The organism is Paenibacillus apii (assembly GCF_011043685.1).
GTDB classification, from domain to species: domain Bacteria; phylum Bacillota; class Bacilli; order Paenibacillales; family Paenibacillaceae; genus Paenibacillus_AQ; species Paenibacillus_AQ sabinae.
Genome location: NZ_JAAKGU010000001.1, coordinates 186,259 through 200,844, shown reverse-complemented (window position 1 = coordinate 200,844; position 14,586 = coordinate 186,259). Strand labels below are relative to the sequence as shown.

General features: G+C 54.1%; 11 protein-coding genes. 7 read left to right on the top strand and 4 right to left on the bottom strand.

The window, feature by feature from the left end; all coding sequences use genetic code 11:
- The first annotated feature begins 160 nt into the window (after positions 1–160).
- Together G5B47_RS01005 and G5B47_RS01000 are read left to right on the top strand one after the other, a co-directional pair.
- The gene (locus G5B47_RS01005) at positions 161–1,936 is read left to right on the top strand and encodes a proline--tRNA ligase (RefSeq protein WP_165093407.1); all 1,776 of its coding nucleotides are present in this window, start codon (positions 161–163) and stop codon (positions 1,934–1,936) included.
- A gap of 272 nt (positions 1,937–2,208) precedes the next feature.
- On the top strand, positions 2,209–4,716 hold the full coding sequence (locus G5B47_RS01000; RefSeq protein ID WP_165093405.1) for a type IA DNA topoisomerase: 2,508 nt from the start codon (positions 2,209–2,211) through the stop codon (positions 4,714–4,716).
- A 555-nt stretch (positions 4,717–5,271) separates the two neighbouring features.
- Here G5B47_RS01000 and G5B47_RS25805 read toward each other — a convergent pair.
- The 3 genes from G5B47_RS25805 to G5B47_RS00985 all read right to left on the bottom strand — a co-directional run bounded on the left by G5B47_RS25805 (position 5,272) and on the right by G5B47_RS00985 (position 7,289).
- Positions 5,272–5,466, bottom strand: a complete 195-nt coding sequence (locus tag G5B47_RS25805) for a DsbA family protein (protein ID WP_328804457.1) — start codon at positions 5,464–5,466, stop codon at positions 5,272–5,274.
- Positions 5,467–5,522: 56 nt separating this feature from the next.
- Positions 5,523–6,281: an HAD family hydrolase gene (locus G5B47_RS00990; RefSeq protein ID WP_165093403.1), complete on the bottom strand. Its 759-nt coding sequence runs from the start codon at positions 6,279–6,281 to the stop codon at positions 5,523–5,525.
- 90 nt (positions 6,282–6,371) lie between these two features.
- A complete protein-coding gene (locus tag G5B47_RS00985) occupies positions 6,372–7,289 on the bottom strand; it encodes an ArsR/SmtB family transcription factor (RefSeq protein ID WP_165093402.1) in 918 nt (305 codons plus the stop codon).
- A gap of 381 nt (positions 7,290–7,670) precedes the next feature.
- Between G5B47_RS00985 and G5B47_RS00980 the strand changes: the two genes are divergently transcribed.
- From G5B47_RS00980 to G5B47_RS00960, 5 genes are read left to right on the top strand one after another with little or no spacing between them, the layout of a single operon-like run.
- On the top strand, positions 7,671–8,399 hold the full coding sequence (locus tag G5B47_RS00980) for a phosphonate ABC transporter ATP-binding protein (protein WP_165093400.1): 729 nt from the start codon (positions 7,671–7,673) through the stop codon (positions 8,397–8,399).
- 30 nt (positions 8,400–8,429) lie between these two features.
- The gene (locus G5B47_RS00975) at positions 8,430–9,758 is read left to right on the top strand and encodes a hypothetical protein (protein WP_206107163.1); all 1,329 of its coding nucleotides are present in this window, start codon (positions 8,430–8,432) and stop codon (positions 9,756–9,758) included.
- On the top strand, positions 9,755–10,453 hold the full coding sequence (locus tag G5B47_RS00970; RefSeq protein ID WP_165093398.1) for a response regulator transcription factor: 699 nt from the start codon (positions 9,755–9,757) through the stop codon (positions 10,451–10,453). The genes G5B47_RS00975 and G5B47_RS00970 overlap by 4 nt, the downstream gene beginning before the upstream one ends.
- Positions 10,450–11,913 carry a HAMP domain-containing sensor histidine kinase gene (locus G5B47_RS00965; protein WP_165093396.1) on the top strand — a complete coding sequence of 488 codons (1,464 nt, stop codon included), beginning with the start codon at positions 10,450–10,452 and terminating at the stop codon, positions 11,911–11,913. The genes G5B47_RS00970 and G5B47_RS00965 overlap by 4 nt, the downstream gene beginning before the upstream one ends.
- Positions 11,910–12,995, top strand: coding sequence for a GNAT family N-acetyltransferase (locus G5B47_RS00960; RefSeq protein ID WP_165093395.1), 1,086 nt, complete (start codon positions 11,910–11,912; stop codon positions 12,993–12,995). The genes G5B47_RS00965 and G5B47_RS00960 overlap by 4 nt, the downstream gene beginning before the upstream one ends.
- A 137-nt stretch (positions 12,996–13,132) precedes the next feature.
- Here the strand turns inward: G5B47_RS00960 and G5B47_RS00955 are convergent, their stop codons facing one another.
- The gene (locus tag G5B47_RS00955; RefSeq protein WP_165093393.1) at positions 13,133–14,362 is read right to left on the bottom strand and encodes a glucose-1-phosphate adenylyltransferase; all 1,230 of its coding nucleotides are present in this window, start codon (positions 14,360–14,362) and stop codon (positions 13,133–13,135) included.
- Between the last annotated feature and the right edge of the window lie 224 nt (positions 14,363–14,586).

Sequence of the window (14,586 nt, the reverse complement as noted above, 5' to 3'; positions counted from 1 at the left end):
TTTCTGACCGGGTGCTTCGGGCGTGAAACGCTGCCGGTTAGCGGCCGTTATCCGTTTTGAGGACCGTTTGACTTTGATGACAGACGGTTGAACTAGGGTGGTATCACGACACATTCGTCCCTGACGGATGTGTCTTTATTTTTGTCAAGGGGGATTCGGAATGCGACAAAGCGAGTATTTGCTGAACACTTTACGGGAGCGGCCATCTGAAGCGGATTCGGAAGGTCACGGACTGCTGCTTAGGGGCGGTTATATCCGGCAGCTGGCCGCCGGCATTTACAGCTATCTTCCTCTCGGCCGTAGCGTTCTGCGCCGTATCGAAAGCATCGTCCGGGAAGAGATGGAACGCGCCGGCGTTCAGGAAGTGATGCTGCCCTCACTGCAGCCTGCCGAGCTGTGGATGGAGTCGGGACGATTTGAGACCTACGGTAACAATCTGATGACGTTAAGCGACCGGCACGGAAGGGAGTTTGTGCTGGGCCCGACGCATGAAGAGGCGGTCACTTCGCTGATCAGCAGCGAGGTAAGCTCTTACCGGAAGCTGCCTGTCCGGGTTTATCAGATCGGAACCAAGTTCCGTGACGAGAAGCGGCCTCGCTTCGGGCTCCTTCGGGGACGCGAATTCATCATGAAGGACGCCTATTCCTTCGACCTGTCCGAGGAGGGGCTGGATCGTTCATACCGGACGATGCTCGAAGCGTATAACCGGATTTTTACGCGCTGCGGTCTTCGCTTCAGGGCTGTTGAGGCAGATGCAGGAACGATCGGCGGGGAAGGCGGCAATCATGAGTTCATTGCGCTGTCCGCCATCGGCGAGGATACGATCGCCCTCTGCGGGTATTGTGGCTATGCGGCCAATCTGGAGCAGGCCGAGACCGCTGTAGGCAGCTCGAAGGCTGCAGCTTTCGAGAATGTGGCATCCGTTTCGGTAACGCCGCCCGAGAACCGCGATCAGCCAGCCCCCCAAAACCTGCCGCCGCTCGAAAAATTCCATACACCGGGCACCGGCACGATTGATCAGCTTGTCTCGGTGTACGGCCTTAAGCCGGAGGATATCATCAAGACGCTGATTTACCGGGCGGGCGGTGAGAGTGTCGCAGTTCTTGTGCGGGGAGATCATGAGGTCAACGAGCTGAAGGTGGGTAAATATTTAGGCACTCCGGACATAGCACTGGCTGATGGTGGAGCGGTCGAGGCAGAGTCAGGAGTGATCAGCGGTTACGTCGGGCCAGTTGGGCTTGAACTGCCCCTGCTTGTCGATCATGCCGTCGCGGCCATGCTTGAAGGGATAGCGGGCGCCGGAGAACGGGACTTTCATTTCAGGGGCGTCAAGCCCGGACGCGATTTTCCGCTAACCCAAGTCGGCGATTTCCGCAATGCGGCCGATGGGGACCTGTGTCCGCGCTGCCGCGAAGGGCGGTTGACGCTGCACCGGGGTATCGAAATCGGGTATGTGTTCAAGCTGGGAACCCGGTACAGCCGCAAGCTCTCGGCAACGTATCTGGATTCTACCGGCGCTCACCGGGAGATGATCATGGGCTGCTACGGCATCGGCGTATCCCGGCTGCTGGCGGCGGTGGCCGAACAGAATGCCGGAGAAGGGGGAATCGCCTGGCCGGATGAGCTGGCGCCTTTTGATGTCCACCTGATTGCCGTCTCCATGAAGGACGGAGCCCAGACCGCGCTTGCGGAGAAGCTGTACGTCAGGCTGAGAGAACAAGGCTTTGCCGTGCTGCTGGATGACCGGGAGGAGCGTCCCGGAGTTAAATTTAAAGATTCCGGCCTGATCGGGGCGCCGCAGGTCGTGGTAATCGGCAGGGAAGCGGCGAGTAAACGGGTGGAATACGAGAACCGGATCAGCGGTGCCAAAGAGACGCTAGGGCTTGAAGAGGCTGTTTTGCGCATTACGGAGCATGTTAACAACAATCGGATTTGATGTATAATAGACTACTGGACCTTTTTACTATATAAAATGAACTTGAAAAATACTCTCAGGGTAAGAAGTAACGAAGGGAAGTTTGGAACTGTAGGAGCGTTAGCGTTCGCCTTTGTCTCCGGATTTCAACCGCTAAGAGCGATATGCATCAAGAAATCTGGAGACAACAGCGGCCGAAAGTCCAAACCTTCCGTAGTTACGAACTATACCCAAATGGGAAAATCTTAAGTTCATTTTATTTAGCAGAGATTGATAGACAGGAGCGATTGTTTTTGAAGACACTGATCATTGCGGAAAAACCGGATATGGGACGGAACATCGCCGCCGCAATTGAGCCGAAAGCCAAAAATCACCGTTCCTACCTTGAAGGGGAGCAGTATATTATTACATGGGCCATCGGGCATCTGATCGAACTGGCGGAGCCCGATGCTTACGATCCGAAATACAAGCGGTGGAATATCGGCGACCTGCCGATCATTCCCGACCAGTTCAAGCTCGTGCCGAACCGGAAGACGATGGACCAGTTAAAAGTGATTTCCGAGCTGGCAAAACGGAGCGATTTATTGATAAATTCCTGCGATGCCGGGCGGGAGGGGCAGCATATTTTTTCGCTGATCCAGCGGCATTTGAAGCTGAAGCAGCCGGTTAAGCGGCTGTGGATCTCCGACCTCACGCCCGAGACGATCCGCAAAGGCTTTCAGGAGCTGAAGGATGGCTCGGAGTATGAGAATTTGACGAAAGCGGCCAAAGTCCGCAGCGAGGCCGATTGGCTGATCGGCATGAACGGCTCGCGAGCCTTTACGACGAGACATAATGTACTGTTGTCGGTCGGACGGGTGCAGACTCCTGTCCTTGCCCTGATTTATGAGCGTCAGAAGACGATCGAGGCTTTTTCCTCGCTGAAATATTATCAGGTGGAGGGCCACTTTGCTCAGGGAAACACTTCGTATAAAGGGTTGTGGCAGGGTGACCGCCTGACTGACAAGGTCAAAGCGGAAACGCTGGCGGCAAAGGTCAAAGGAAAGCCCGGGCGCATTGTCTCATATGAGGTCAAGGATACGAAAGAATATCCGAACCGGCTGTACGATCTGACCCTGCTGCAGCGTGAAGCGAACGGAAAGTTTGGTTTTTCTGCCAAAAAAACGCTCGACACCGCCCAAGCGCTGTACGAGAAGCATAAAGTGATTTCGTACCCGCGGACGAACTCCAACTATGTGACCGAGCAGAACATTCCGGAGATGCACAAGACGCTGTCCTCGCTTACGGGAACGGCCTACGATGAGTGGGTCCAGGGCGCGAACCGAAGCCTGGTGCACAAAGGCAATAAATTTATCTGCAACCCGGCGAAGGTTGAGGATCACCATGCCATTCTGCCGACGGGGCGCAAAGCGACGAGTCTCAGCCCGGACGAGCAGAAGCTGTACGATCTCGTTGTCCGGCGCTTCCTGTCGCAGTTTTATCCCGCAGCCGAATACAAAATGCATACCGTCATAACTGAAGTTGAGGAAGAAATGTTCAAGACGACGGTCAAAGAGCTGCTCAGCCTCGGCTGGAAGGTCATTTACGGCGATCAGAAGAAGGACAAGCCAAGAGGTGGCAAAGCCAAGGGCAAAGAGGAAGAAGAGGACGAAGAGACGGAGGTCAACGAGCCTTTCTCCATCGTTTCCAGTGAAGGAGTGCATTGCAGTGACGCCGTGGTGAAGGAGAAGGAGACGCAGCCGCCGAAGGCTTTTACGGAAGGCACTTTGCTGAAAGCGATGGAAAGCGCTGGCAAGCAGATCGAGGACGAGGAACTGCGGGACGCGATGAAGGATTCGGGGCTGGGAACTCCGGCAACGAGAGCGGCCACAATCGAACGGCTGAAAAAAGTCGGTTACATCGAAATGCAGGGCAAAAAAATTCTGATCACCCAAAAGGGAAGGACCGCGATCGAGCTGATCCGGGGAGCAGGCGTCGAGCTGCTGACTTCTCCGGAAATGACGGGCCACTGGGAGCGCCGCCTAAATGAAATTTCGCGTGGAGCGGCGTCCGATCTGCAATTTATGGAAAATGTCAAAAAGTTCGCGGCGATGATCGTCGATAAGGTTCGCGCGCAATCCCGGGCGGACAAAACCTCTTTTGAAAGCTCCGAACCATCTTCCGGCACACGAGGAAAAGGAAGGGGCGGCTCCAGACGCTCAAGCGGCGGAAGGGACGGCTCAGGCGGCGGCAGCCGGCGGGGCAGCGTGTCGGGGAATGCTGACGGCGAGTCTGATGGAGCCAGGGGCGGGGCATCCGGGAAAATAGCAGGCGGGTCCGGCGAAGCCGCTAGGGGAGGGGCTGCAGGCCGGTCCACCGCAACGGCATTGGACGCGGCTGCAGGAGGTTACGCCGCAGCGGGATCGGCTTCTCCAGGGCGGGGCGGCGTGAAGACGGGCAGCGATGCCCTGGGTGGCAACGCTTCTCCAGGACGGAGGAGCGTGAAGGCTAGTTCCGACGCTCCGGCAGATGCCGCTTCCCGGCCTGCCGCACCGAAGTTCATCGGGGCGTGTCCGCGCCCTGGCTGCGGCGGCCAAATCTTCATGGGCCGCAAGGGTTACGGCTGCTCCCATTACAAGGAGGGCTGTCGGTTCGTGATCTGGAAGGAAAGCTATGGCCGACAGCTTACCGATACCCAGATCAAGGCGCTGATCGAAAAAGGCCGCACCGCCAAGCTGAAGCTGGTAATGCCGGACGGTTCAGCCGCCGAAGGCAAACTGACCCTCCGAAGCCCGGATACGGGCGAGCTGGGAGTGGAATAGAGCGGCCAAAGAGACGTCGTGAAGATATTCAAAGCTGGCAAGGGCAACGGCAACGGCGACGTAATTCACTTAGCCCTTAACTGTTTAGAATAGGTGCATTCCTGCTCTATCTGGGATCTTTAAAAGTGGCATGTCTGGACGGGAATAAGTCCCCTTTATTTTCAATAAAGGACGGTTACCGGAAGCTAAACGGGAAAATCTCCGGCTTATTGGCCGGATTTTCTTGTTTTTCGTCAAATACGCCTGATTAAGCTGGAGAAATTCCCTCTCAGGCATGCTTTTTGGCCATTTTTGCAGAGATAAGGGGGAGAAGTTCCACCTCATCTGATCTGCGGACTAAGTTCACGCGCAACCCTTCCGACGGAGAGGATATTTCCCGTTTTGCATGATGCAATGTTCATACTCACGCAACCGCAGGCTAACCGGGGCTTTCGGCAAAACCTTACTCGAACATTTTAGACAAATTCCGTTAAAGCTCACCAAACAAAAATCAGCCAGTCTCACGTTAACGGAGACTGGCTGATTTAGTTAAGCGCCGCTTGCCGATATTGCGGATCAATTGCCTCCTGCAAGCTGTTTGTCGATGGCGCCCGTCAAAGCTTCTTCCAAGGAGTCTTTGAGCAGCACGTCGTTCACCATAAACTTGGGCGTGCCGTTAACGCCGTAAGAGCCGGCGGTTTTGAAATCCTCTTTTACATCCAGCATATAGGTCTGGCTCTTGAGGTCCTGCTCAAACCGTTCATAGTTGATACCGCCGATCGAGGAATTGCTGCATGTAGGCTTGTGTCCATCTTTAGCAGGCGGGTTCAGCCGTGGCTTGTGCTCTGGTGCAGGGCGGTTCTGCGGATAACGGGGACCACTTCGTTAATCGAAGAGATCGTAATCACCGACTGATGCATATCGCGCTGAAGCTCAACCAGATTGTATACCCATTCGTTTTGCTGCTTCAGATAGATGCTTTTGACGCCGGCGGTAACCGCCGGGATTACATCGGTGCGCAGAGAATTGCCGATCATCCAGGTGTGCTTGCGGTCGAAGGAGCGGGTGCTCAGAATTTTTTCCAGCGCTTCAACGTTCTTGTGCCGGCGGATATAGATGCGGTCGTTAAAGTACATATCCAGCTTCATTTGCTCGATTTTGCGGCGCTGAATGGAGTGGTCTCCCCCCGTATACAGATACAGCTCATGACCGTCGTGCTTCAGGTTGTCCAGCGTCTCGACCATGCCGGGATAGGCTTCGATCTCCTGATCGTATACGCTGAGTCCGAGCTTCATCAGCTGCCCTTCCTGGAAAGGGTCGGTTGGCCGGTTATACTTTGCGCAAAAATAACGGTAGGTGGCGATCAGCGACTTCGGAAAATTATCGCTAGCGAGTCCGCTTGTGCTGACCGTCTCCACATCGATCTCCACCTGCTTGCGGCGAAGTTCCTCCATTGTAGGCCCCTCATCACTAAACCAGTCACTCATCATTTCGAAATACTGCCCCAGAATGAGTTCAAAATATTTGTTGCAGTGGACTAAAGTATCATCGAGATCGAAAATCACCTGTTGAGTCCTATATTTCATGTCGCTCACTCCTTTGTTCGGCTTGTAAGGCGGGTACCCGGGCCTCAAAATGATACCCTTCAAGCCAGCATCTGTATACTTGTAGAAGTATTATAATCGAATATACGATTCCAGGAACATCTGAAGTTCCGAAGCACCGTCCGGCCGGATGCTGAAGCGCTCGTTATCCTCATCCCGCAGGTGAATGCGCAGCAGTCCCGCTACACGCAGCATCATCAGATGATGCATCAAAATGTCCCCTGACTGACCGAGATCGGATTGCATTTCCCAGAGTGACTTCGGCTCATCGGCGACATAGCGCAGCAGACGGAGGCGCACCGGATCGGAGAGCGCTTTGGTCATGCGGAGCAGCAGCGTAGGGGGCTCGTCTTCATTTTCCACCGGGACGTCAACGGGGTATTGTACGAGCATCAGTTTTTTGTAAAAGCAGTACGTGTTAATCGGCCTGTGATGCACCGTCGGAAGAAGAACAATCGTTTCCAGCTCGGGAATGTCCTCGACCACAACGCCGCCAGAGGCGTACTCAATGAGCGCTCCGGGGTCCATCTTGCTTTGCAGCAGCTTTTTCTCGGAGGCATCTTCAATAAGTAGCGACAGCATCTTCGATTCGACATGGCGGAAGTACTGCTCATGCCAGAGCCGAAGCAGCGGTCCGTAGCCGTCCTTGATCCTCCGGCACTCCTCCAGCGTGAAATCGGGAAGGTATGGGGCCGCCAGCTCGAACCATTCCTCTACAGTTGCGGACTCCATATCGTCGAGGAACAGCTGTACCTTGGCAGCAGGGCCGTGGGTATACGCCCAGGCGTACAGGATATCGTAATCTTCAAAAGGCCACTCGGCCGCCTGGAGCAGCGCGGCTCTCTTGTGAGGCGGGATTCGTCCGTCAATGTCGCGCACCCAGTCGGGTCCGATATCCAGATTGGAAATCCACTTTCGCGTTACATATAGCATGAAACTGTCCAGCAGTTCATATACGGGTGACACATCAATTTTCAGTTCATAATTCATGAAACATGCAGTCCTCCCAAAAATCAATGACTTCCCATCATTATCCCTTGTTTGGAATGGGATTGTCCACTACATTGTTGAAGGCTTGACGATTAGCGGTACTATCGGACGCCTCATTTAGATAGCGAAAGACGTTTTTTTGATTATACAGGAAACCCCAGGAAGAAATCACCTGTGCAGGTATGGGGCTGTTGCTCCGCCGCCGCTGCGGCCGGCTTCACTTTTATATATATATCCTGTTCGGATTCCTTGGGTTATTATTCTCGCCAAATCGGTGAATTTGGGTTATCATAGGAACGGGTGATCGCATGGCATTTGTTCTTGCTTTCCAAGTACAATATAATATGATGAAATAGATCTGGGAACAGGAGAGGCGGATTCATGATTATCGTGGAGCATTTGGCCAAGCGCGTTGGACCGGAACAGACCCCGGTGCTGCGGGATATTGGCTTTCGGATGGATTCCGGAGAACTGATCGGGCTGCTCGGTGCGAGCGGCAGCGGCAAGACGACTTTGCTGCGCTGTCTGGCGCTGCGCGAGAAGTGGGACAAAGGGAATTTCCGGGTGGACGGGACCGACATTCTGCAGGGCGGCCTCGGCGGGAGAACGAAAATCCGCCGCGAATGGGCGTTTCTAGAACAGAACGAAGAGTTGAACCGGAACCGAACCGCGTTAAAGAACGTGCTGATCGGCCAGGCCGCCCAGACCCCTCTGTGGCGCAGACTGACGGGAATGGTCCGCTCCGACGATTACATGGGGGCCATGGACGAATTGGAACGCCTTGGCCTGCTGGACAAGTCCAGGATGAAGCTGGGCCAGCTAAGCGGAGGGGAACGCCAGCGCGTAGCCATTGCACGCGCGCTTGTTCACGGTGCCAAGGTCATTCTTGCCGACGAGCCGGTGACGGGTCTTGACCCGAAGTCGGCGCAGAGCGTCATCGAGACGCTCCGGGAGCTGTGCAAGGAGACCGGTCTTTCGGTGATCGCCGTGGTGCCGCTTGAGCTTGCCGAGCGCTTCGCCACGCGCCTGTGGGTACTGGATAACGGAATAATCAAGCATGACGTTACGGGGCGCAGGCTCACCTCGCAGGAGCGGGCCGGATTATTATAACGCCGGATGTACATCCAGGAGATGAAATGAGTGATCTTGTTGATTATACAAAGACTGCGGCGCATTGGTTTGCGGCGTTCCGCTTCCAATGTACCTGCTTTATGGCGCCTCGGCGCCGGTATATTGGCCCTTTCGCTGTTGTCGGGCTGCACCTTTATTAGCGACCCCGTCTCCCGGATGAAGACACCGCGTCTTTCCGAGGATAAGGCCACGCTGATGACCGCCATCAACTCGCTGAAGCTTGTGCGTCCGACCAACGACGACGACAGCTCCATCCGTACGGAAGACCTGAACGGGGACGGAACCCCGGAGACGCTGGTCTTCTACGAAACGCCAGGAGAAGCGGTACAGATCCACGGTCTCATTCTGGAGAAGCAGGGCGACGCTTGGATCAAGAAGCTGACCTTTGACGGGGCGGGCACCGTGCTGGAATCGGTGGAAATCAGGGACGTTACGGGAGACGGCAAGCCGGAGATTATCGCCGGGTATTCCCGCGGGGACGAAGGGCTGCAGAAAGGCTTGGTCGTTTACAGCTATTCAGGATCTTCGCTTGAAGAGAAGCTGACGCTGTCCTATACCAAATATGTGATCGACGATTTGAACGGAGACGGCATGGACGATATCACCGTCGTCTCGCTCAAGCGAAATGAGTCCTCCACGCTGACGACTTACCAGTATAACGGAGGCTTCAAGGAGCTCGACCGGCTGGAAAATCTCGATCCATACATTAATAACTATTACAACATCTTCGTCGGCAAAGTGGCGAAAGGCAAAGAAGGCATCGTTCTTGATGCCGCCGTCAATTCGCATTCCGCATACAGCTATATGATCGTAATGGAAAACAACCGTTTCCGCGTGGTCCTGTCAGGTGACGACAGAACGTTCAAGGACAGCCGGATTCCGAGCGGAGATATTGATGGCGACGGTATAATCGAAATCGGCTTGATGGAACGGCCGTTGGGCTGGGAGAACTTTGAGGCGGACTCGGTCCCCTGGTTCTATTCCTATTACAAATGGGACGGCAAGGAAGGGCTGGACTTCGCGTTTCAGCAGTACCGCGATCCGTCGGACCGGTTCACCCTGAATTTTCCGCCGGCATGGCATGGAAGAGTAACGGTCGACAAGAAATCCGTGCAAAACCAGTATCTGAAGTTCATAATGTCCGATACCGGCGAAACCGTTGCCGAAATCTCCTTTTTCTCAGCCGAAGAATGGGACCATGTGAAGGACGACGGTTGGGACCTTTGGGGCCGGGATGCCGACAAAATCATCGGCTATCGGGGCAAGCTTGAACAGAACGCAGACGGAATCAAGAAAGGGACGAATACGGCTCCCGCAGAAAGGAAGGGTATCAATTGAGTAAAGTTCTCATTCTGGAGGATGAAGAGTCCATTCGCAGTTTTATTGTCATCAATTTAAAGCGCAACGGGTTTGAAGTGCTGGAAGCGGCCGATGGCAACGAAGCGCTTAGCAAGCTGACTTCCGTGCCGGATATCGATATTGCGCTGCTTGATGTGATGGTGCCGGGCATCGACGGCTTCGAGGTGTGCAGACGGGTTCGCGAGACGAATGAACGGATCGGGATTATTTTTCTGACAGCCAAGGTGCAGGAGCAGGATAAAGTATACGCGTTGTCCGTTGGCGCCGACGATCATGTCAGCAAGCCTTTCAGTCCGACAGAGCTGATTGCCCGCATCCAGTCGCTTCTGCGGAGAGTGAATGTGCACCGGGAGCAATCGGCCAAGGTGTCTTTTCATTCCGGTCCGTTTACGCTGGATCTCATCTCCAAGCAGTTTAAGCGGAACGGTGAGTCCGTCGAGCTGACGCCTACTGAATTTTCACTGGTGCAGTTTTTTCTGGAAAAAGAAAACACTCCGCTGAGCCGTGACGTACTCCTCGACCACGTGTGGGGGAAAGAGTATATGGGCGATCCGAAGATCGTCGACGTAAATATCCGGCGGCTGCGGCAAAAAATCGAAAATAATCCGTCAGAGCCCGAGTATCTGCAAACGGTATGGGGGCACGGCTATAAGTGGAAAGGGCAGGGACAATGATTAAAAAGGGGATGCGCAGACAGATTGTATTACACTACATACTTGTAGTCTTTTTGGCGCTTCTCCTCGTGGAAGTCATTTTTCTGATTGTAATCAGAACGTATTACTACGACAGCATCTATACCCGAATTTCTACGCATATCAGCCAGGCGGAATATTTTTATCATCTCACCAGTGAAGACTCCTCGTTTTCGCTCCAGGAGCTGCTGCGCAGCTTTGCGCTGGACTATACGGAGCTCCAGGTGCTGACGCTGGACGGTGACATGATCACAAGCTCGACAGGATTTCAGCCGGACCGGACGATTACAACGAGCGACGTACCAGAAGCCGTAGGCGGCGGGATCGGCCGTTGGGTAGGAAGGCAGCCTGGAACCAACGAAAGCGTAATGGCCGTTTCGAAAGTGCTGCAAATCCACGGACATGATTCCTACGTGCTGCGGTATGTGACTTCGGTGGAAAGAGTGAATAGCGATTTGTTCAACGTTACGCTGCTGTCGGCAGGCATTGTCGTTGCCGTTCTCGCAGTCGTCACCGCGTTCAGCTTCGGGCTGGCCAACTCGATTATCAAGCCGCTCAACAATATCACAGCCGTTTCGGCCCAGCTGGCCAAGGGGAAATTCAACATACGCATCAAGGGGGATTACCGCTACGAGATCGGCGAGCTTGCCTCCACGCTGAACTATATGGCCCAGGAGATTGTCAGGAGCAACCAGATCAAGGACGATTTCATCTCCTCGATTTCACATGAGCTCAGAACGCCGCTGACCAGCATTAAGGGCTGGAGCGAAACATTGATTTCCGGCGGATACGATCCGGAGGAAACGAAGCTTGGCATGAGCATCATTTCCAAGGAGAGCGACCGGCTCATCGGTCTGGTTGAGGAAATTCTTGACTTCTCCAAGCTCCATCAGAATGAAATGAAGCTTTCCATCGGTACCGTGGACGTCAAGGAGCTGCTAAAGGAAATCGTTCTGAATCTCTGGGCCAAGGCCGAGAAACGGAGCATCCGGCTTGAGCTGGAAGCGGAGGACGGCATTTTTGTCCGGGGAGATGCCAACCGATTAAAGCAGGTATTCCTCAATTTGACCGACAATGCGGTGAAGTTCTCGCATGAGGGCTCAAGCGTCCTGCTGTCGGCTCGGCGGGCTGACGAGAAAGAGGCCGAAATTGTCGTTCAGGACTCCGGAATCGGCATCAGCCAGGAGCACCTGAACCGGGTCAAGGACCGGTTCTTTCAGGTGGATTCCCTTAACGGAGGCACCGGGCTCGGACTTGCCATTTCGCAGCAGTTAGTCGAGCTTCACGGGGGCACCATGGAATTGGACAGCGAGCTCGGCAAGGGCACACGGGTGACGGTGTATCTGCAGCTGGCGGAGCCGCTTCCTGTTATAGAAACGCCGGATCAGGCGAGCCTGCCGGAAGCGGCTGGACATCATAAGCAGGGGGAGGGCAGGCTATGAGTTTGCCGGTTATGCGCGAAATCAATACTCCGCAGGGGAGCCTGACGGTGGTTCGGGCCAACGCAAGTATGGCTGGAGAAATTCTGAGGCTGCTGCGCGAAGCGGCGCAGTGGATGCAGGACAACGGCCTGACCCAGTGGAGACCGGAGCAGTTCAAGGAAGAGGATATTCTCGATTACTTTTCGGATCGTGAGGTTTATGTGGCCATGAATGACGGCGAGGCCGCTGGCATGTTCACGCTGCAGTTCAGCGATCCCCAATATTGGGGAAAGCGAAATGACAAGAACTTCGCCTATCTGCACAGGCTGGCGGTGGGATTGCCTTTTCGGGGAGCGGGGCTTGGCAGCAAGCTGCTCGAATTTGCCGCCCAGACGGCGAAAATGTCCGGCAGAGGGCTGCGCCTCGATACCATTGAGCATAATGTGAAGCTGAACCGCTATTACCAGACGCAGGGATTCCGTTATATGGGAACCAATGACGTGGGCGGAGGACGGCTTGTCAATCTGTATGAGAAAATGGAGAGTACGGAAGACCGCGATGCCATTCGTTTGCAGTATTTTGACGAATCGGATTTCGATTGTCTGAGACGGTGGAGCGTCTCGCCGGAATTTCTCAAGCAGTGGGCCGGGCCGTCGCTGCATTTTCCGATCGAGGACGAGGAGCTTAGAAAATATATCGCCGGCAGCAACCGTCCTGCCGAATCCGACAAGATGGTTTACAGCGCTGTGCATATGTCGACGGGCGCCGTTATTGGACATATAAGCCTCGCGGCGATTGACCGCGATAACGGTCACGCCCGGATCGGCAGGGTTGTGCTCGATCCTGAATTTCGGGGAAGGGGTTTTGCCCGCCGGATGATGGGCGAAACGATGCGTATCGGTTTTGAAGGGCTCGAGCTGCACCGGCTGACGCTTGGCGTCTTTGATTTCAATGCACCCGCTGTACGGGCTTATGAAGCCTTGGGATTCCGCAGGGAGGGCGAGCAGCTGGAAGCTGCCCGGTTCGGCGACCGGTATGTTAATCAGATTGAAATGGCGATGCTGGACAGGGAATGGAAGGCTAAGAAACCGCAATTATTATAATTTATGGTCTCTTTATCAGGATCGGGTTGGCGGTTGAGTCCGCCGCCTGGCGCGTACTGCTTCAGTGCCGAAATTAATTAAGGGTTGTTCCACAGGCAGATGCCTGGAGAACAACCCTTTCTTGTCATAAGGAGAGATTACGACAAAAGACCTCCGGCCCGCAGACGGCCGGTTCCGGTCTTCTCGTATACTTCCTGAAGCAGACGGGAAGGCTGGGAACGAATCCCTGGTTTGGATGCAACGACTTCATGCGGTCCGACGACGAAAATCATGTCGGTGCTGCCTTTTACAAAGGCTCCATCCTTGATCTGCGCCTCTTCGCCGACTATGGCGTTTTCGATGATCGCATTTTTGCCGATTCGTGCGCCAGGCATAATAACGCTGTTCTTGATGAGCGTGTTTCTGCCGATCTCGACATTTCCGAAGACGACCGATCGCTGGAGCGTGCCCTCTACGGAGGCGTACTCGCTGATCAGGCAGTCGGCGGCTGGCACTTGAGCCTTGCCTCTGACCGACAAAGGCTTGGTCGCATGGGATCTGCTGTACATCGGCCACCCGGAGTGGTTGAAATCCCAGCCGTTGTCTGCTTGAAGCAGATCCATATGGGCTTCCCACAGGCTTTCGACGGTACCGACATCACGCCAGTAGCCCTTGAAACGGTAGGCGAAGAGTACGTCGTCGTTTTGAAGCATGGCCGGAATGACATCTTTGCCGAAGTCATGGCTCGACGCTTCGTTCGCTGCATCTCTAAGCAGGTGCGTCTTAAGGTACTCCCAACGGAACATATAGATGCCCATTGACGCCAGGTTGCTTTGCGGGTTTTTTGGTTTCTCGACAAAATCCGTAATTTTCAGATCATTGTCAACATTCATGACGCCGAATCGGCTTGCTTCCTCCCATGGGACTTCCATAACGGAAATCGTCGCCTCCGCATTTACATCCTGATGGTACTCCAGCATTTGGCGGTAATCCATATGGTAAATATGGTCTCCCGACAGGATGAGCACATGTTCAGGATTCAGGGCGTCGATGTAAGAAATGTTTTTATAAATAGCATCTGCGGTGCCTGTGTAGCTGTCTCTTCCTTCAGTGCCTGAAGGCAGGAGGGTAATACCTTTCTTTTCCTGTGTATGGAGGCCCCAAGGCTCTCCTCTTCCGATGTGGTTATGCAGGGAATCTGCCGCGTATTGGGTCAGCACGCCCACGGAATCAATACCGGAGTTGACACAGTTGCTGAGGGGAAAGTCAATAATTCTGTAATGTCCACCGAAAGGGACGGCCGGTTTGGCCATACTTGATGTAAGAGGAGCTAGTCTGCGCCCTTCCCCGCCTGCTAATAGCATGGCGATGCAATCTTTTTTACTCATTTGATTACCCCTCCAAATAAGTTTTGTCAATGCTTGTTAAATAACCTGACCTACGACGTTTGAAACGAAAAAATCAGTCATGAGTGAAATATATTACAATGTTTATAGGAAAATTACACAAAAATGGAGCGACCTCATTGCCGTAATTATTCATTGTTCTGTATACCGTTTTCAAACAGATGAAATTGGGGTAATGTATAAGGTGCATCCTGCTTTGGAACCGG